The organism is Butyrivibrio sp. (assembly GCF_015056685.1).
Taxonomy (GTDB): domain Bacteria; phylum Bacillota; class Clostridia; order Lachnospirales; family Lachnospiraceae; genus Butyrivibrio.
This window is the reverse complement of sequence record NZ_SVFW01000067.1, coordinates 1-17,750: the sequence shown is the minus strand read 5'-3', so window position 1 is coordinate 17,750 and position 17,750 is coordinate 1. Positions and strand designations below refer to the sequence as shown.

The 17,750-nt window shown below is 41.7% G+C and carries 18 protein-coding genes and 1 pseudogene; all 19 read right to left on the bottom strand.

The annotated features are described in order from the left end of the window. The coding region (locus E7303_RS16775) for a Maff2 family mobile element protein (protein ID WP_292146569.1) at positions 1-143 on the bottom strand (143 nt) is incomplete at its 3' end. Between the two features lie 217 nt (positions 144-360). Further along, positions 361-2,124, bottom strand: a complete 1,764-nt coding sequence (locus tag E7303_RS16770; protein WP_292146568.1) for a VirD4-like conjugal transfer protein, CD1115 family — start codon at positions 2,122-2,124, stop codon at positions 361-363. Next, complete coding sequence (locus E7303_RS16765) at positions 2,121-2,594, bottom strand: PcfB family protein (RefSeq protein WP_292140868.1); 474 nt, start codon at positions 2,592-2,594, stop codon at positions 2,121-2,123. Before E7303_RS16765 ends, E7303_RS16770 begins: the two co-directional genes overlap by 4 nt. 11 nt (positions 2,595-2,605) lie before the next feature. After that, positions 2,606-3,049, bottom strand: coding sequence for a hypothetical protein (locus tag E7303_RS16760; RefSeq protein ID WP_292146567.1), 444 nt, complete (start codon positions 3,047-3,049; stop codon positions 2,606-2,608). Between the two features lies 1 nt (position 3,050). Next, complete coding sequence (locus E7303_RS16755) at positions 3,051-3,278, bottom strand: hypothetical protein (RefSeq protein ID WP_292146565.1); 228 nt, start codon at positions 3,276-3,278, stop codon at positions 3,051-3,053. A 98-nt stretch (positions 3,279-3,376) separates the two neighbouring features. Beyond that, positions 3,377-4,552: a DUF5688 family protein gene (locus E7303_RS16750; RefSeq protein WP_292146564.1), complete on the bottom strand. Its 1,176-nt coding sequence runs from the start codon at positions 4,550-4,552 to the stop codon at positions 3,377-3,379. Between the two features lie 326 nt (positions 4,553-4,878). Continuing rightward, entirely contained in the window at positions 4,879-6,222 is a 1,344-nt protein-coding gene (locus E7303_RS16745) for a permease prefix domain 1-containing protein (RefSeq protein WP_292140879.1), read from the bottom strand. A gap of 2 nt (positions 6,223-6,224) precedes the next feature. Next, positions 6,225-6,554: a PadR family transcriptional regulator gene (locus E7303_RS16740; RefSeq protein ID WP_292140880.1), complete on the bottom strand. Its 330-nt coding sequence runs from the start codon at positions 6,552-6,554 to the stop codon at positions 6,225-6,227. A gap of 210 nt (positions 6,555-6,764) precedes the next feature. Then, positions 6,765-6,977 (bottom strand): hypothetical protein, encoded by a 213-nt coding sequence (locus E7303_RS16735; RefSeq protein ID WP_292146563.1) that lies wholly within the window; start codon positions 6,975-6,977, stop codon positions 6,765-6,767. Positions 6,978-7,015: 38 nt separating this feature from the next. Then, a complete protein-coding gene (locus E7303_RS16730) occupies positions 7,016-7,774 on the bottom strand; it encodes a helix-turn-helix domain-containing protein (RefSeq protein ID WP_292140882.1) in 759 nt (252 codons plus the stop codon). A gap of 120 nt (positions 7,775-7,894) precedes the next feature. Beyond that, complete coding sequence (locus tag E7303_RS16725; RefSeq protein WP_292146562.1) at positions 7,895-10,420, bottom strand: M56 family metallopeptidase; 2,526 nt, start codon at positions 10,418-10,420, stop codon at positions 7,895-7,897. After that, positions 10,417-10,791: a BlaI/MecI/CopY family transcriptional regulator gene (locus E7303_RS16720; RefSeq protein ID WP_292140884.1), complete on the bottom strand. Its 375-nt coding sequence runs from the start codon at positions 10,789-10,791 to the stop codon at positions 10,417-10,419. The genes E7303_RS16725 and E7303_RS16720 overlap by 4 nt, the downstream gene beginning before the upstream one ends. A 150-nt stretch (positions 10,792-10,941) precedes the next feature. Next, positions 10,942-11,922 carry a hypothetical protein gene (locus E7303_RS16715; RefSeq protein ID WP_292146560.1) on the bottom strand — a complete coding sequence of 327 codons (981 nt, stop codon included), beginning with the start codon at positions 11,920-11,922 and terminating at the stop codon, positions 10,942-10,944. A 37-nt stretch (positions 11,923-11,959) separates the two neighbouring features. After that, positions 11,960-12,721, bottom strand: coding sequence for a hypothetical protein (locus tag E7303_RS16710; protein ID WP_292140888.1), 762 nt, complete (start codon positions 12,719-12,721; stop codon positions 11,960-11,962). A gap of 112 nt (positions 12,722-12,833) precedes the next feature. After that, a complete protein-coding gene (locus E7303_RS16705; protein WP_292140890.1) occupies positions 12,834-14,246 on the bottom strand; it encodes a sensor histidine kinase in 1,413 nt (470 codons plus the stop codon). A 22-nt stretch (positions 14,247-14,268) separates the two neighbouring features. Then, positions 14,269-15,033, bottom strand: coding sequence for a LytR/AlgR family response regulator transcription factor (locus E7303_RS16700; RefSeq protein ID WP_292146559.1), 765 nt, complete (start codon positions 15,031-15,033; stop codon positions 14,269-14,271). A gap of 160 nt (positions 15,034-15,193) precedes the next feature. Further along, on the bottom strand, positions 15,194-16,999 hold the full coding sequence (locus E7303_RS16695) for a hypothetical protein (RefSeq protein ID WP_292146557.1): 1,806 nt from the start codon (positions 16,997-16,999) through the stop codon (positions 15,194-15,196). Next, positions 16,996-17,370 carry a LytR/AlgR family response regulator transcription factor gene (locus E7303_RS16690; protein WP_292146556.1) on the bottom strand — a complete coding sequence of 125 codons (375 nt, stop codon included), beginning with the start codon at positions 17,368-17,370 and terminating at the stop codon, positions 16,996-16,998. Before E7303_RS16690 ends, E7303_RS16695 begins: the two co-directional genes overlap by 4 nt. A gap of 179 nt (positions 17,371-17,549) precedes the next feature. After that, positions 17,550-17,750 (bottom strand): annotated as a pseudogene (locus E7303_RS16685) (hypothetical protein); the annotation flags it as partial.

Genomic DNA, 17,750 nt, shown 5'->3' with positions numbered 1-17,750 from the left:
TGCTTCATTCCCTGGGACTTAGCCCCGGGGTTGTCATTTCCATAACCTTCAAGAAGGTTGATTGCTCCCCAGATGCCAAGACCAGCTCCGAGTGCGATAACGATTGTCTGCAGTGAACCTACTGCGCTCTGAAAAAATGCCATAACTTTGAAAACCAAAAACGCAGAGTTTCTTTATTTCTCCGCGCTTTTGGCATCCTCCTTCCAATAATTTTTGTTGGTTAGCGACACCACTCCTTTTTGTGATGCCGGTTGATAGTTGCTTGCCCCAAAGGCTCGTCGACTAGCCTTCAGGAATACGGCCGTATATATAAGAAAAAGACTCTTGTTCCCATGCCCTTTATCGACACAGGAAAGAGCCTTAATCTTCTACTGTTTCCTCGATGACTTCGTACTCATCATCGGGCTTGAGGTCCAGCTTGTGGTTTAAGTATTTACCCACATCGAACCAGTTCTTTTTGTCTGCATCCGCAGTGTACTTATAATTGGGATGCTGTGTCAGATCATATTTATCCGACAGAAATGGTCTTACGCCACGCACCTGCACGATGCATTTGCCGCCATCCATTACCTGCAGCTCGTCAATACTCATAAGATCATGACCGAGCTTCTGATAGTTCATGTTGTAGCTCTGGGATGTTCCCCTGGACTCACCGGTGTTATACATGTCGATGGTCTCTTTGCCAAGCATGGTATTGAGGTCTTTAAGTGTTGTCTGCTCTGAGCCGCCAAGGAAGATCTGGGAATCACAGTTACCTATGATGGTCTCAGCATTATCCTTGTAAATTGCCTTGAGCTGTGACTTTGCCTGAAGAACCAGCGCTGCTGAGATCTCTCGACTTCGGATTGTTGCCATGAGCTTTTCCAGGTTCGGGATCTGTCCGATATTGGCTGCCTCGTCGATAAGGCACCTCACATGCACAGGCAGCCGTCCGTTGTATACATCATCTGCCTTTTCACAGAGCAGATTGAAAAGCTGCGTATAGATGATACTGATAAGGAAGTTAAAAGTACTGTCCGTATCAGACATGATAAGGAAAAGAATTGTCTTCCTGTCTCCTATCTTATCAAGCTCCAGCTCATCATAGCTCATAATCTCACGAAGCTGCTCAATGTCAAAAGGTGCAAGTCTCGCACCGCAGCTGACCAGAATACTTTTGGCTGTCTTGCCGGCAGCAAGGCGATATTTTGCATACTGCCTTACCGCAAAGTGATTCGGATTCTTCTTTTCAAGCCTCTCAAACAGGATATCCACTGCGTTCTTAAATGACTCATCATCTTCCCTGATCTCCATGGAATTAATAAACTCAACCAATGTGTTGAAGTTCTTTTCTTCCTCAGGAGCCTCATAATAGATCAGACCGATCAGCGCTGTATAAAGCAGCTTTTCAGCTTTCTCCCAGAAAGGATCTCCGGGAGTGCCTTCGCCCTTGGTATTAGCCATGAGCGTAGTCACAAGCTTTAGGATGTCCTTTTCCGAGTGGATGTAGTTGAACGGATTAAAATGCATGCTCTTTGCAAAATTAATGGTGTTGAATACCTTGATCTTGTAGCCTGCCTGCACAAACACGTTACCAACTTCTCCAATGAGGGTTCCCTTTGGATCGGTTAAAACATAACTACTGTGTAGCTGCAAAAGATTTGGCTTGATCCAGAATCTTGTTTTACCGGAACCGGAGCCACCGACAATCAGCACGTTTTTGTTCCTTGCGTACTTGGGAACCTTCGGTCTTGAGTTCATTGTAAGCTTCTCCGTCTGCGACAGGATAACATTATTCTTGAAAACAGGATCCTCATAAGGCTCTATGTCCTCATGTTTCCCCCATCTCGCCGAACCGTATTCTCTGTTGTAACGAAAGGATTTGGCGTTTTTACCTTTGATATAAACTGCAAGTCTAAGGGCAAGTCCGCAGGCTATACCCACCATCAAGTCAAAGGGATGAAGGCTTGGAAGAATATTCGCAAATGCTTTTGAAAATCCCCCATACAACACAAGCCCCTGGACCTTTTCTGACATGTTGCTGCCCCAGGCTATTCGCCATGCTTCTCCAAGATTGGTACAAAAAAGCCCCACAAGTACATAGGGGATGTTTAGGATAATCAGTTTCTTTGTCTTTTTGTTCATCTGACGTTCTCCTTAAACTTCTCTTTCACCTTGCGAGGAGCCTTCGCAATCTCATCCTTCAGTTTCTTAAGTTCCTTAAGAAGACTGGGCTTTGGCTTTCCCTGAAGTTTCACTACTTTAGCAGAGTATTCCTTTACCACTGCGGTAATTGCATCCATGTCCTTCGCCTTAAAAAAGCATGTAAAGCGTGGCGGATCTGCCGTTTTGTCTTTTACAATGGCAAAATCCACTCCATACTTATTAGCTATTCTCTTAAAAGTCCGGATGCTCTCTCCGCTTACTTCCATGCTGGAAGCACCCTGTCCCTGCTTAATAAGCTGCTTTACAGTTTGCTTGCCCTTGCCGGCTGTCAGTTTCTTATTTTGACGGTGTCGTAAATATGCCCTTAAACATTTCCAAAGGACACGCCCAGTGACTTTTCCAGTATTTGCTGCAAAATGGACAGTTTCCTTAGATATTTCTTCATTCATAGGCACTTACCTCATGCAACATCCTCATATTCAAGAGGATATGCATCGAATTTTTCTTTTCCATATGTCAGCGTAACAAGATCTGTCTCAAAGAACGTGCGCATCATGTCGATGTCAAAATCTGTGAGATTCTTTATTCTGGAATCATCACCGATTTTCATGACAAGTACGCTCCCCACAAGATATCTTGTAAACTCTGCATTGATGATGCTTTCTGCAGAAAACAGCATTACATAATTCTCAGATAGGCTCTTAGCAATGCCATTATCTCCGAGTGCTGTCATGATCCTGTCCATCTCATCTACATCGACTGTTCTGTAGGTTCCGTTTGTGCCTATCACAACTGCCTTCTGATTCTTAATGTTCTTCCCATCACCAGGGTTATTTCTGACCGGAAAGTTCAGTATTTTGTCATTTACAGGATCAAGGTTAATCCTGATATCTAAATCCTTCATTTCATGCCGCCTTTCTTAAGTTTTTATGTTCGTCCATAATCTTTCCCATGCAGGGAAAGCAGAATGTTTTCCCAACTCCGTATGGACACGGAGTCTTACAGTTCTGTGGCTTAATGTCCCCCATAGGAATGGGATTTAAGTCCCTGTCAGTAAACCTTGCACAGTTCAAGGCTCGTCTTTCTCCATATTTTTTTCTGTTAGCTCTTTGCTTTTTCCTATCTTTACTCATGCTTATCTCCCATCCTTTAAAAGACTTTTTACTATATTGGCGCCAGTCCGGGGTATACCTCCGACCAGCGCCAGCTTATAGAGAGGAACGAATTAACGTCAGATTGCCACGTCACCTTTGGACTTTACGCCCTTATCGATCACATCCTTCTCAGAATGCTTTGAAGCCTCTTCCTTTGCTGCTTTAAGTTCTCCAAGAAGAGATTTCTTTTCACCAGTTTCTTTTACAGAAGCCTTCTCCTTAGCCTCCTGGCGTTCAACGAACTTACCACCAAGCTCAAAGATCTTGTCCTTGGCATCGTAGTGGTAAACGTTGTCGGTAAGTTTCTCAGAAGGATCAACTGTAGTAGCGTTGACCTCTCTTACCATCTGCTCAAGAGAATGAAGATCCATCATTCCATTGTCAGGAACGATCAAAAGTTCATGGATGCTGCTGGGTAAAATGAAAAATGACTGATTACCGACACGCTCAGATGCCTTATCCATGAAATCCTCATAAGCAAGGATTCCGGCACCATGAACGTTGTCAGGAACCGATGCAACAAAGATCTGTTCCTGCTCCGGTGGGATATTAAGACCAAGCATCTCCATGTCTTCAACGCCCATCTGCTTTGCAAGGACTTCAGCCATGCCCTGGATGACAATAGGTCTGATCTCAGGTGCATTTTTTACCGCATCTGCGTGGAGCTGCTCGGGAGTGATGCCGTAGTTATCAAGCATCTTGTTTGTCACGATGACCGTTGCACCTTCACCAACAATGTCCTTCACATCAAAGCGGTAAACAACCGCCATATCCTCGATGTCCTTATGGGGAACAGTAGCAAGAAGCTCTGCGTTTGTCTCAGCAGATACAACCTCCATGACCAGCTTGTTCTTCATGACATCGTAGTTCTGGATATCATTGATACCCTCGCTGATGACAGGTGCGTTCAGAAGTGCCTCAACAGTCCTGTTCACCATGGCATTTGCGATAGTATTGATATCTGCCTCATCGGTTGCATAGGCTCTATAAGCCTCAGTGACGCTGATGTTCACACCAACATCCGATCCGGTATGCTTGATCGTGAAAGCATCGTATGTCTCATTGACCTTATCAACGAGGCGGTTCTCAACTTCAACATCATGAATGCCCTTGTCCTCAAAGGTCTTCTCAACCAGATCCTTGAAGTTGTCCTTGAACTCTTGGTAGTCAGCCTTATCTGCAGCTTTGTCTGCAAACTTCTCATCCATCTTCTTTGCGTAGTTTTCCATATCTGTAGTAGTAAAGTTATCCATAATTTCCTCCGATTTTTCTTATTAATTAAAATGAGCACCAACCCCGGCACGTCTGCCGTATGTGGTGCTCTGTTCCCTGCGTTAACAAATATTTTTTTGAGGTGATCTACAATCTTTTGCAAAAGAAATACGCCTCGAAATGTTTGGTGCTTTTCGCATCTCACATCTCTTGGCGCATTATAATAATATCATGCCTAAAATCGGGTGAAAATATTCAACCTGTGACGATTCTGATGTACTTTGTGATATTTTGTGACAAAAAGTGACGCGAACGATGCAAAGTGTGACAGTTTATTTATATAGCTCTAATCACCCATGGTAATCACTTAATTCTTCATAATCTCAATATTTCCAAGCTTTATCTTTCCGCGGATGCCTATGTCCACATGCTGCGAATAAGCATCTTTATATTTATATATGCTCATAATAATCCCCAGAAAAGCATATGAAATCAGGAGATTGCTGCCACCAGAAGAAATAAATGGAAAGAACGATGAAAAATACGGAGTTATACCAAATCCGGCACACATATTTGCAATAGCATTTATCGTCAATGCCATCATGCAGCCGCTTCCCATAACAACTCCCAATTGGTTCCTGGCTTTCGATGAAATGACAAACCCTGCTACTATAACTGCGGCAACTACCGTAATTACAGATATTAACATAACCTCTCCCCAGGTTGCCAATATATAAGTCAAAATGTAATAGCTATCAGGATTGGGCAACACGCCAATTATTTCAGATGATGCTTTTCCTGGCTGGCTCACTGATTTAGTAATATCACGAACCATTCTGATTGTATAATACGCCTCGGAGTCAGTATTCAGCATAGCTCGGATTCTATCCATCTGATATTCAGCCATCAATCCAAGCTTATACATAAACACAAAGGTAGCTACCGGAATTACTGTAAAGAAAGCCCACATTGAAGCAATGGCAGGAATCTTAGGCACTTTTATCCACCCTTTAATAATAGCTATTGTAAGCTGTGCCAGCATACTGATCACCATCACTACAGCAGGCATTTTCTGGAACTTCATAAATACAATTCCACAAGGAATTATGATCCACAAAATGGATTTTATCAACGCTCCAAATCCTTCGCCCTTATATTTATAGATGATCCCTGCATATGCCGGAACCATTAACAGCATAAGTGATGATGCTAATATTTCTTCATATCCGATGACAACCAATGTATCATTTATTGCTAACATAAACAACACTAATAGCACCACTACTATCAGTTTTGAATATTTGGCGATATTTGTATAGTCAATCAAGTAAAAAAGCACCATTGCTATAATGCCAAATATCGTATACAGAATATACTTGTCGCTTCCACTAACATAGATTTCCTTTCCAATTGATACAGCCTCTTTTGTTATAAGAATATGTATTATGGATCCGAGTATTCCAACGATAATGGCTGCTACAACCATACTCCATGCCAACTGCGGTTTATGAACCCTATCCATTGAGATGCCAACTTCAACCGGATCTCCCATGTCAGAAACAGCAGCCTTTTCAGCAGCTTCTCTATCCATACCAGATGCCATATTGTCTTCAATCTGATCTTCAATATGTGCTCTAAGCTCATCTTCAATCCCCTTGTGAGCTTTCTTAAAACGCACCTGTTCAAGCAACTTCCTGATGTACTCCTCCATTGTCACACCCCCATCGCCAATACATTTGCTATAGCACCTGAATACTCATTCCATTCTTCAGTCTTGCTTTTGAGAAGTTTTTTTCCCTCTTTGGTAATGCTGTAGTACTTTCTGGTCTTCCCCAAAAACTCCTGCTCATATACTTTAAGCATCCCCTTCTCTTCCAATCCATGAAGAAGTGGATAAAGAGTCCCTGCCTTAAGTTCAAAAACGTTCTGGGACTTCTTTCTGAGGGTATCGATCATTTCATATCCATACATATCTTTCTCTGATAAAAGCTTAAGTATCAGCATTGTCATACTTCCTGTTAAAAGAGATTTATCAACAGCCATCATGTCCTCCTTGTATAGATTGTCTATATATTGTACATCTATATAGTATATCGGCATCCTATATATGTCAATAAAAAAATGGAGCACCACTTCTATGCAGTGCTCCCATAGTTTCTTTATTCATTGCTGCGCTTTTCTTATGTCTGCGGTATCCTGAACAGCCCTTGGTAGCCAATCCTCTCTGACATAATCAAGAGGAATTACAAGTTCTTAGATCTTATCATCTTTACCCGGTCTCTTTATATCATCCGGCAAGTAATCCAGACCAACTTCCCTCAGACTCATGACGCTGTCATAAATCCAGCCAACAGCCTGGTTATCACAATACAAGCAATAGCAACCGAACATTTTTTTAACTTTTACATCCAGTTCACCAAGTGAATCGAGCCATTCCTGGACTATTTGAGGATCTTCATAAGCCATCAGAGTACCTCCTTATGTTGCTTATTTGTAAATATCTCTTATGCATGAAAACGATGAAGCCTTCCTTTAATCATCAAAAGAATTAGAGAGATTATGCAAGCATAAAGTGAAGTAATCACCATCACAGCAAGACTCGGGCCGATTGTTGCCGGATCAGACAGATTATGCATGAACGCAACGAAACCGATCAGTACAACACATATACCGGCAAGAAGCGTGGCTTTTATACCAAAGGTTAAGGCATATTCTGATTTTTCCGATAACTGCATAAGCTCTTCATCAGAATAGCTTTTAGAGGAAAAAAGCAGCTTGAAGCTTCTGAAAAACTCTGCAAAGTGTCCGGAAGCGCCAAGGATAATAAGCTGAATTCCAAGCAGTGATATTAAGGATGGAGGATCGATGAAATAGATTATCATCCCAACTCCACCAGATATAATTGTAATCAGATAAATAAAGAGGCACAACAAAATAATCCCGACAACAGTTCCGACAACAGCGTTTCTGCCTTGTCTTTTGACATTTTCATTTGTTTTTATAAGTTCTACCATGTTTTCTTCCGCCTTTCCGTTGTAATCCACGCTGGATAGGCGCTGTCCGGATAACAGTTCATTAATACTGATATCAAGTACTTTACAAAGATCTGCCATAATTGAAGTATCAGGCATACCACGACCTGTCTCCCATCGGGATATAGCTTTATCGCTAACTCCAATCTCGTCAGCCAGCTGTTTCTGAGTAAGGCCCTTTTCTTTTCTGATATCTGAAATGAACAGTCCTGTTTTCTTTTGATCGATCATTCTATTTCTCCTATCAGCGCGTTCGATGGTTACAACTTAAGCGTAGGATATTTCTAAGTATATTGTAACCTATAGAGCATAGATAGAAGTATATTTTATACTCTACGATTCGTAGATGCACTATTTTATAATGACACCAAGCGCAATGTCTGTTGCTTCTTTCTCAGAAAACTCTTTTGCTGAGAGAGTCAGGACGTAATAGGTATCCTCACCCTCTTTAACAAACCAAAACTCCCAGTAATCACTTGTAGTTTCGGATTCCTCTATATGTATTCCACTCTTTTCAAGATCATCAAGCTGCGCTGGGGTATACAGATCATGATTTACCTTTAGCATAATTGCCGGCCATTGATTTGACGATCTTTCTAATCCAATAACCCCAGAATAACTTGCCTCTGAATGATTCTCCATTGGAACTCCCGATTCTTTGGGAATGCCATTTGAAAACTCAATTTCGGTGCTTGATGCTGGAACTCTGCTTATTAATCCCGAATATCTCCACTCTATCGGAGAAAAACCTGAGTCATCTGTATCATATACTTCATATGACATTGGTAGAATTAGTGATCCGCCCATCAGGCCAATGGTATCATCGAAAGCACTGATACTATATCCGTGCGGAAGTGTGATATCCATCCAGTCTGTGACCTTTTCCTTAGATGTCTCATCTCCGATGTCAAATTCGGCATAGATTTCATACTCGTCATAATCACCGGGTGCCCGATAGTCCATTACCTTCTTAACAATGCGATAATGTCCGTCTAGCAAAAGGCCATAATAATGCTCCCAATTGACATACATACTTGTGGTACCGTCTTTGTCTATCGTATAGGCAATATCTTCCCAAGCTATCTCAATATCTCTGGCGGAATTATCAATCCACTCTCCGTTACCGTTTTTCACCTGTAGTTCATACCACTGCCCCGTCTCAAGTTCTCCTGTAACAATTCCATCCTTCTGTAGAAACATGAGCGTACACCCAGTCGGTGTAATATCAGTTGCAGTCATTGACACGCCTATCTGATTATCTGTATCTGGAAAATAATTATGAGATGTTGCATTCTCACTCTCGTTTGAAGATTTACCAGTGGCGACATTTTCAGTAATTAGTTCTTCATGTGCAAAAATAGTAGCTATCTCACCTGAATCTAAAGAAGTAAAGGTTATGCTCCCTAGATTTCCAATAGATTCAAAAGCCTTGTCAGAAGCTTCTAAAAACGCATTCATATCTACAGAAGCATCGCCTTGCAAATATACCGTAAGCCCATATGGTTCTTCGCTTGATTGAATTTCTATATGATCATACTTATATCCTTCAGGATATGGCAACCTCATAGCAATCGCGGAAACTGTAGATGCATCTCCAACATAATCGGTATAGGGAAGATTCCAGTCATAGTCCGAGCTCCATCCAGTTGGAACTTTTTTTACATTTATCTCTCTATAGATCATCCCCTCTGAATGCCCATTTACTGTTGAAGTAAGGGAATCACATATCCATTCTGTTTCAGAAAGATCTTTAACAGCGCAAACGTAGGCCGAGGCTCCACTTTCATATTCAAAATATCCGATGCAGTCGCCTGCGAGCTTTGGATCCAGCGGCATGTATGGCACATAGATAAGCCCCTTTTCTTCCCACTGAAGTCCAATATAACCATCCTGATTATCATATGCAGTAAAAATTGCCGGATCATCCGGAATAGTCAGCTTGTGTGGCGGATTCGTAAGAAAACATACCGCAAGGATCAGACAAGCCACAACGGAAACAAGAATTAACCAAAAGGCTGGTTTCTTGTAATTAAGAATTCCCCTAACTCGGTCCTTTACTCCATTTTCTCCAAATGCCAGAGGACATACTGCAATAGCTTTTCTCTGAATACTGCAGTTAAGAAGCGCCTGAGAATAAGCGGCTACGTACTCTCTATCTCTGTCAGCTATGACTTTTTCATCGCAGGCAGACTCAATATCCCGGCAAAGCAGGACATAAGCTATCCAGCTAAGAGGATTAAACCAGTAAACAGAAAGAAGCACAAAACCAAGCGGTTTCCACCAATGGTCATGCCTTTTAAGGTGAGCCTTCTCATGCGCCATTACGAGATCAAAGGTTTCACCATCCATTCCGGAAGGGACATAGATTACAGGACGCAATACTCCAAGTATAAATGGAGACTTTACCTCATCACAGGCCATCACATTGTCAGCAACAGTAATAGAAGCCCTTACCTTTCGTTTTAGCATCACAAAGCTAATAATGGCATAAAGAATCATTGCAACCATTCCAATAACCCATATCACACTGGAGGCAAAAGTCACAACCTGCATAGGATTCACACTTGCTGTCACATCCGGCGAAAAAGAGTTTTCCATAACCGGATTCACAGCGTTATCAATAAATCCTATTCCGGATTCTATGTGGGGATCCTGGACTATTTCTATATTCTCAGGGATAGTCCTTGAACTTGGCAAAAGACTAAACGCGCTCTCAAACGAAAACGGAAAAACAAGTCTTACCGCTACAATTCCCCAAAGAAGGCATATTATCCATTTGGGAGTCTTCTTCAGAAGAAATCTTACAAGAATCACTGCAAGAATAAGCCAGGATGCGCTGATTGCAAGATTAAGAACACTTAAAAACAAAGAACTCATCTTTTCTCTCCCTCCTTTTTAAATGCATCTATCATCTTTTGAATCTCATCAACATCTTTCTTTGACAGTTTCTTTCTTGAAGTAAATGCCGCAATAAAGGCAGGAAGCGATCCTTCATAGGAATCTTCCACAATCTGCTCGCTTTTTGCTGAATAAAACTCCTCCCTGCTGATAAGAGAAGTCACAACTCCATCCACGTTCTGTAGCAGCCCTTTCTCACAAAGTTTCCTCAGAACCGTATATGTAGTAGGTTTCTTCCAACTCAATTCTTTTTCACATACTTTTACCAGATCACCTGAAGCAATCGGCTCATTTTCCCACACAATATCAGCGAAACGTTCTTGTACTGCCGCTAATTCAATGCTCTTCATAAAAGCGCCTCCTTGGTTTATATCTATAAACCATCATTAGTTTATAGCAATAAACCAAAAGATGTCAAGAGGTTTACACCCATATAAAAAAGCAGTACACACATTCTGCTCAATGAGTGTACCGCTTTTTCAATGAATAGCATATATCCATCATGTTCCATATAATTCTTTCCGGTGCTCTATAGCCTTTTCCGTCAGTTCTTTGTTCAGATCCTGCCTTTTCTGGTAATCTTCGAGCTGCTTCTTCTGTCTTGCGGCTCTGGCCCTGCGTCTTGCAGCATTGTCATTATTATTGCTGCGTCTCCTTTGGGAGTTTTCGCTTCGCATCTTTTCTAAGACTTCATCCCGCTTTTCTGCTGCGCTCATGAGTTCAGATTCTCGCCCCTTAATGGCAAGGTCAACATGCTGGATAGTACCAGCCGTGCCATCTTCGTTCAGGAAAATACCTGTCTTTCGTACCTTTCCATCCAGAACGCCGTCCTCACCTTCAAGAGTAAACTCTGTATCTTCCGCTCCAAGGAATATTGCACCTACTCCGGAATCATTAAGGCTCTTTAGCTCGTCTTTTCCATCTTCTGTTTTGGTCCAGACCTTAAGATTGTCAAAAACCTCATCATTTTCATCGATCCAACCATTGCCATCACTGTCATATTCTGCAAGATCAGCAAAGCCATCCCCACTCTTTACGCCAAACAGCTCATTGCCGTCATTTATTTTGCCATCTCCATTTTTATCCAGGGCAAGGAACCCGCTTCCCGCCTTAGTCATGGAGATCTCATCCTGTTTGCCATCTGCATCCAGGTCAAACTTGAATTTCTTATCACTGAGTCCGGAAGTCTGAGCATTTGTATTGATGATAAGGGGATCAAAAAGGTTATCCAGCGGCGAAGACATGGCTATAAATGTATCACGTTCTTTTTTCCTCGCCATGCTCACATCGACATCGACCTTTATCTCCCTGCCATCCTCCGTCTGTACTTTGCCGGATGCCGCGTAATCCGACTTTTCTTTTTCTATATGTTTTTCTACAATGCCTGCAAAAAATCCGCTAGTCCCTGCGCCGGTTGCTGCCAAATCCTTTTGATAGCTGTAGTTTGCACTTGAATACACGTCACTATTTGCTATCTTCATATGAAATTACCTCGTTTGCGCATGCCTGCTATTATGATCAGAACCAGCTTGAAAACATGGATGACAGAAGTGAAGAATAACCTCCATATCCACCAAGCAGACTATTTGTTCCATATCTGCCATTCGAGCCATATATCCCGCTCGTAGCCACATTGTATCTTGTGGCCGTAACAGCTGCCTGTGATGTCAGAGAGGCATTGTTTCGCATCTTTTGGCCAAAAGAGCCGGCATTTCCAAGAGTCTTTTTAACAGTCTCTTTGTCTGCTCCCTTAAGAACATCCTCATCAACAGACAGTTCTCCGGTCTTGCTGTTAAAACCGATGCCGATTTTTCTTAGATCAGATACATTATTCAGTGCATCCTCTCTCATCCATCCTGCTCGGTTTCTTACTGTTGTACTCGTGGTATTTCTGGCATTATTGTTTACCTCGTTATAGCCTTCCACAAAATTCTTTACCGTCTTCAGAAGCTGGTCAGTGTTCTTTTCTTCATACAGTTCACCATATGAGAGCTTACGTCCGGCGTTCTCCACCTTAACAGCTCCATCAGCAACTGACTGATCTGACATATAACCTTTGTTGTAGGTGGAATTGTAGGCATTATTCATTGCCTTGATGGTATTAGCACTGAGGCCAAAATAACTGTTATTATTTCCAAGCCCCGTTGTTCGTGATGTTCCACGAGTTCCTGTGGTCCTGTTTCTGTTACCCACATTAGACGTTCCCTGTCTGTTCCAGATACTGGAGGCTCCGCCAAACCTGCTTGTCAGGACATCGAAATAATTCTGCCCAAAGTTCATAAAAACACCTCCTCTTTTGGACTAACACTTTGTTCTATCTCAAGTATCGTCTATACGAGAAGGTGTTTAAATAGCTTTGGAATGAACGGACATTCTAATGTAATGAATGGTCTTATTTGTTATCAACAGTTATGTCTTGAAGCATTACTTTCACTTCAAACACCAGATTTTCCGTCCTTATATCTACTGCTCCAAGATACTTTTCAGCTATGTTCATAACACTCTTAAGGCCAATTCCATGTGATTCCAAATCAGAGTCAGCCTTCTTTCTGCTAATAATGTTATTGTCAGCGCCACGAATAACATTCCCGTCATATGCATTTTCGACTTTGACCAGGTAAAAGTTATCTTTTGACGTCCCACTCAGCTTGATATATCGCTCATCCGGTGAAATGGCTGCAACTGCTTCTATAGCATTATCCAAAAGATTATTAAGAACAATAGCCATATCAATAGCCGCAATCCCCTTATTTTCAGCAAAAGAAAAATCACAATCAAATCTGCATTTCTGTTTTTCGCATATAGCTGCAGCCTCGTTTATGACAGCATCAGTAACCGGATTACCGGTAGAGAATCTTGCTCCGCCACTACTCAGTTCAATATCCATTTCTCCCAGAAACTGTGTGGCATCCTTGTATCTTTCTGACTCAAGAAAACTCTTTAGGATCATCAGCTTGCCTGCCATATCATGACGAAGAGTCCTGATCTGATCATGGTATTTTTCGGTGTATTCTATCTTCTTTCTTATAAACTCCTGCTCCTGAAGCTGTTCCTGTAATAAAAGATCTTCTTCCTTTAATCTCCTATATCTTTGCCACGTTGCAATAGCTGACATCTCTCCAATAAAGATGAGGATTGCAAGGACCGGAAGCATCCATTTGATATCCTTTTTTTCTTCGAACAGCATGAAAACCTCTTTTTCCAGAGGAACGATCATGACCTCAGCTATCATGTATACAATAAAATACGAAATCACTGAATATACCGACAGGTACAGCGCTTCCGTAATTGACATGTCATATTTCTTTTTGCATATGGCTTTTATAATAAAGTGCGCAGCAATGGAAAAAACAACTAGAAATAGGATAGATATAACAAACAGCCACGCCATCCTGCCATACATCTGCTCCATGGCATTTTCCGATGAATAATCCAGCGTCTCTATGATCAGATCCCCAAAGATATCATTGGTCACTGTATTCATCAGGTACCAAACGTAAAACACATTTGTCCAGAGCAGCAGCACGAATGCAATGTGGGGCATGTATTGTCTGTTATAGAAAAAGAAAACAGCAAGAACTGTTATAAGACTTATGTACGTCCATATACCTCTTGTTGATATAGGAAGGGCAAAAAGAATCAGGCCTTCCACAGTCACTACTGCGGAAAGAATTATAGTTTTCTTTTTATCCAATACTGCCCTACTGAAAAAAGTCTGTATCATCAGTCCAAGGAAAATACCTCTGACTACGATCATTGCATAACCATAGCCATCCTGAAAAAGCAAAAATATTTCTTCTGACATTATTTATATACTCCCAGCAAATTTATGATATGAAATCCATGTATGCCCTGGTAAAATCAGGATATTTATACTTGGAAATAAAAAGTGAATCCCCATTGTCCATATGGACTTCAGTTCTTGAATAGCTTTTTACATGGAGCATATTTACAAGAAATCCTCTGTGAATCCGGAAAAAAGTCTTTCCAAGCTCTTTTTCGAACTCTTCCATCTTTTTATATACTTCATATGAGTTATCCTTAAGATGTACCACAGTCTTACGTCCGTTGCTTTCTATGTAAAGGATATCTCTGATTTCAGTGTTCGCAGTTATTCTCCCTGTCTGTATCGTAATGCACTCAGCCCCTTTTTCTTCATAGACAGTCTCGCATACCATCTGGGCATCCAGTCGGTCCAGCTCTGCCACTGCCCTGTGGAGCTCGCTTTCCAGCATTTCTTTTGATACTGGCTTGAGAAGATATCCATAGGCACTGACACCAAAGGCATCTCCCATCCTGTCAGGAATTCCGGTGACAAATATGATGAGCGGTCTTGAAGCACGCATACTTTTACCTGACTGCTCTATTCTGTGTGCCAGCTCTTTTGCCGTCTCTATTCCATCAGCATTCCCCATGGCAATATCCAGGAAAAGCACATCTATCTGTGTCCCCTGATCCATGTCTCTTAAGAGCTCTTCTCCCGATGAATACTCTTTTACATCTGCATTATACGAGCTGTCAGCCAGCCATGACTGTAGCAGGTGTCTTACTTCATATTCATCGTCACATATGGCAAAACAGTATTTTTTCATAACTATCCACCTCTGGAATAACCTGTCATTTCAAAGCGCACTGCCCCAATGGCTTCGCTCCACTGAAACAATGCGCTTCTATAATAATTATATTGTCATTATAAAACCCTGTAACCATTCATGTCATGAGTGGACAATTTTTTGTAATGAATGGATATGATTATACTTCTTCAGCCTTTTGCCAGGCCGCCCAGTTAGCCAGGTCAAGGAAATCATTTCTGGGTGTTCTCGCATTAGCACGCTGCTCAGCCCACATATTATCCATGAAATTACAGAACTCATCGAAAGAATAACGTTTGCTGCCATTGTCGTACATGTACCATCTGCTCGCTGCATTGGGATCTTGCTCAAGCAGTCTTTCTCTGGTGGACTTCCAGTTTTTGTTAAGCTCCTGCTGGTTACTGGCAACCTTTTCGCCCATCATTCTTATGAACTCGTATCCATCCATAGCCTTCTGGATCTTGCCATTCTTCCAGTTTTCTTCGATGATGTTCTTTACTCTTTCTGCCTCTTTCTCTCTGCTTTCCTGCGCTTTGCTAGCAGCCTCTTTTGACTCCTCTACGTTTTTATCTGTATCTCCAAGAAGCTTCTCCCATTCTTCATCAGTCAGGTCGCCCAGATCCTTGTCACCGCCCTGTGATAAAAAGAGATTACGGGTCTCTTCAAGCATCTTTAGAACAACTGATGCATCAATTGTCTCGCCTGTCTTTTCCTTTGTGAAAGAAACCTTAGAACCTGACAAGGCACTATTCCAGTTCTGCTTCTTTGTCATGGCCTCTTCGAAATTTGAATACCTGTTTTCTGAAAGAGGGTCTATAACGCTTTTCATGGAATGGAAGCTGCCAAAAGAATCAGATGTGCCTGTCCCATGTGCATCAGCATACTGACAGTATGCAAACATCTCTATTACCGTAGCATTCTTGGGATCAACCTCATCAACGTTCACGTCGATATCATGATCGTGTACATGAACCCTGACTATTTTTTCATCAGAACCAGGCTTGATGACCTCAGAAGCAGTCATGACATAACTGTTGTTATTTCCTACCGGAATTGTTCCCATTCCATGAAGTGGTCTTACTTCCAGTTCTCCCAGATACTCTTCGCTCTCTTCTGGTTTATTTTCTGTTTTTTCAGCACCACCAATTTCTCTTGTTCCTTCAAAGGTTATTGACTGGAACCTAAAGCTGGTGCTCCCAAATGTACCAAAACCTCCTGTATCTCCCCAGACTTTTGCACCATTAAAGCTTGTTGCTGTAGCAGCAGGGTCCGGTGAGATGCCGGTTCCGATACCCGAGGTCATCATAACTTCCATAAGCCTGTTTATATGCGACAGAAGCTGCTCTGCTCCAAGTGTACTTACACCCATAAGCTGATAGTTTTTGATTGAACCATCAAGCTCAGACATATAGTTCTTTTTCTCAAAAATATCATCAGGCGCAACACTATCCACAGCTCCCATAGCCTCATCTGCCAGCCCTTCTGTATCCCTGATGTATGAGCAAAGCGCTGCAAACTCTGTAAAATCAGAGTCAGTTGGATCTACGTTATAAGGGTCTATCTCCTTTGAAAACTCATTTCCGTTTTCATCGGTACCTGTGGCGGTATACTTTCTGGTGTCCCCATCTACATCTATTCTGATCTGGAACTGCTGCATTACTCCCTGATAGGAATAAGCCGTTTTTCCATCTGCAAGCTGCGTCGCACCAAATCCGGAGTTCCAGATATTTGCAGTGATAACGCGGGTATAGCCCTTCTTCGCAGGTGTATCTTCCTTAGCTACTGTGTCAGAAATCTCCGGCGTTTCCTCATCCTTATCAAGAACCACACTCTGAAAATCTCCGCTACCAATAGTCTGGTTTGAATAATAATGGGCACTCTGTACATACGCACTCTGGGTGTAATAATAATTTCCGTTTGTAATGGTATTTGACATAAGTGTTCCTTTCTGCGGCTCATCTGTCATTCAAAGCCGCTCCACTCTCCTGAAAGGACCGAGTGGGTGTCATCAACATTTTTCCATGAAACATATTGCTCTTTTACCCATTTATATCTGGCACGCGGTATAGTAAACGCTTCCCCTGTCTTTAGCGTCAACAGATAATTCGATACCTTAGCCACATATCTCAGATTAATCAGATAACTCCTGTGACATCTAACAAATGCATACGATAAAAGAGTATCTTCAATCTCATCAAGTTTCTTATAAAGCCTGTATTGCACTTCCTTTTCGCCCTCACTGACATGAAATACATTAAGTCTTCGATCTGTTTGGACATAGATAATGTTTTCTGGTTCAATCCCACGCTCACCGCCAACAAATGGGAATGTAATCAAGAATTATCACCTTCCTTCAAGTTTATTTTCATGATGAACACAAGCCCCAAAATCCCCGACAATAACAAATGCCGAATATCTATGAATCTTTCAATCCATTGATATCCGGCAAATCCTTTGCTGATATTATTATCGGAATATGCATTATGCGAGTTTATAAGAATGTCATGAATAGACGGTTATAATGCATGAAAAGCCATGGATCTCTCATTCTCCTTGAAGACGTTCATGTAGAACATCATCAGCTTGTTATATTCCTGCGCTATATCGTACTTTCCAAGAGTATTCATGTCTGCAACATTTTTCTTAAATGCTCCAATAAAATCCTGTCTTTGATTCAATCCTACATTTTCTGTCCCCATAGGTAGAGAAGAAAAGCC

What these genes read in the sequence shown, in the direction of transcription:
- E7303_RS16760 (WP_292146567.1), bottom strand. Translation starts at nt 3,049, where the DNA reads ATGAAGGATTTAGATATCAGGATTAACCTTGATCCTGTAAATGACAAA.
- E7303_RS16755 (WP_292146565.1), bottom strand. Translation starts at nt 3,278, where the DNA reads ATGAGTAAAGATAGGAAAAAGCAAAGAGCTAACAGAAAAAAATATGGA.
- E7303_RS16725 (WP_292146562.1), bottom strand. Translation starts at nt 10,420, where the DNA reads ATGAGTTCTTTGTTTTTAAGTGTTCTTAATCTTGCAATCAGCGCATCC.
- E7303_RS16710 (WP_292140888.1), bottom strand. Translation starts at nt 12,721, where the DNA reads ATGAACTTTGGGCAGAATTATTTCGATGTCCTGACAAGCAGGTTTGGC.
- E7303_RS16750 (WP_292146564.1), bottom strand. Translation starts at nt 4,552, where the DNA reads ATGGATAACTTTACTACTACAGATATGGAAAACTACGCAAAGAAGATG.
- E7303_RS16765 (WP_292140868.1), bottom strand. Translation starts at nt 2,594, where the DNA reads ATGAATGAAGAAATATCTAAGGAAACTGTCCATTTTGCAGCAAATACT.
- E7303_RS16715 (WP_292146560.1), bottom strand. Translation starts at nt 11,922, where the DNA reads ATGAAGATAGCAAATAGTGACGTGTATTCAAGTGCAAACTACAGCTAT.
- E7303_RS16770 (WP_292146568.1), bottom strand. Translation starts at nt 2,124, where the DNA reads ATGAACAAAAAGACAAAGAAACTGATTATCCTAAACATCCCCTATGTA.
- E7303_RS16705 (WP_292140890.1), bottom strand. Translation starts at nt 14,246, where the DNA reads ATGTCAGAAGAAATATTTTTGCTTTTTCAGGATGGCTATGGTTATGCA.
- E7303_RS16735 (WP_292146563.1), bottom strand. Translation starts at nt 6,977, where the DNA reads ATGGCTTATGAAGATCCTCAAATAGTCCAGGAATGGCTCGATTCACTT.
- E7303_RS16740 (WP_292140880.1), bottom strand. Translation starts at nt 6,554, where the DNA reads ATGGCTGTTGATAAATCTCTTTTAACAGGAAGTATGACAATGCTGATA.
- E7303_RS16745 (WP_292140879.1), bottom strand. Translation starts at nt 6,222, where the DNA reads ATGGAGGAGTACATCAGGAAGTTGCTTGAACAGGTGCGTTTTAAGAAA.
- E7303_RS16700 (WP_292146559.1), bottom strand. Translation starts at nt 15,033, where the DNA reads ATGAAAAAATACTGTTTTGCCATATGTGACGATGAATATGAAGTAAGA.
- E7303_RS16720 (WP_292140884.1), bottom strand. Translation starts at nt 10,791, where the DNA reads ATGAAGAGCATTGAATTAGCGGCAGTACAAGAACGTTTCGCTGATATT.
- E7303_RS16730 (WP_292140882.1), bottom strand. Translation starts at nt 7,774, where the DNA reads ATGATCGATCAAAAGAAAACAGGACTGTTCATTTCAGATATCAGAAAA.
- E7303_RS16695 (WP_292146557.1), bottom strand. Translation starts at nt 16,999, where the DNA reads ATGACAGATGAGCCGCAGAAAGGAACACTTATGTCAAATACCATTACA.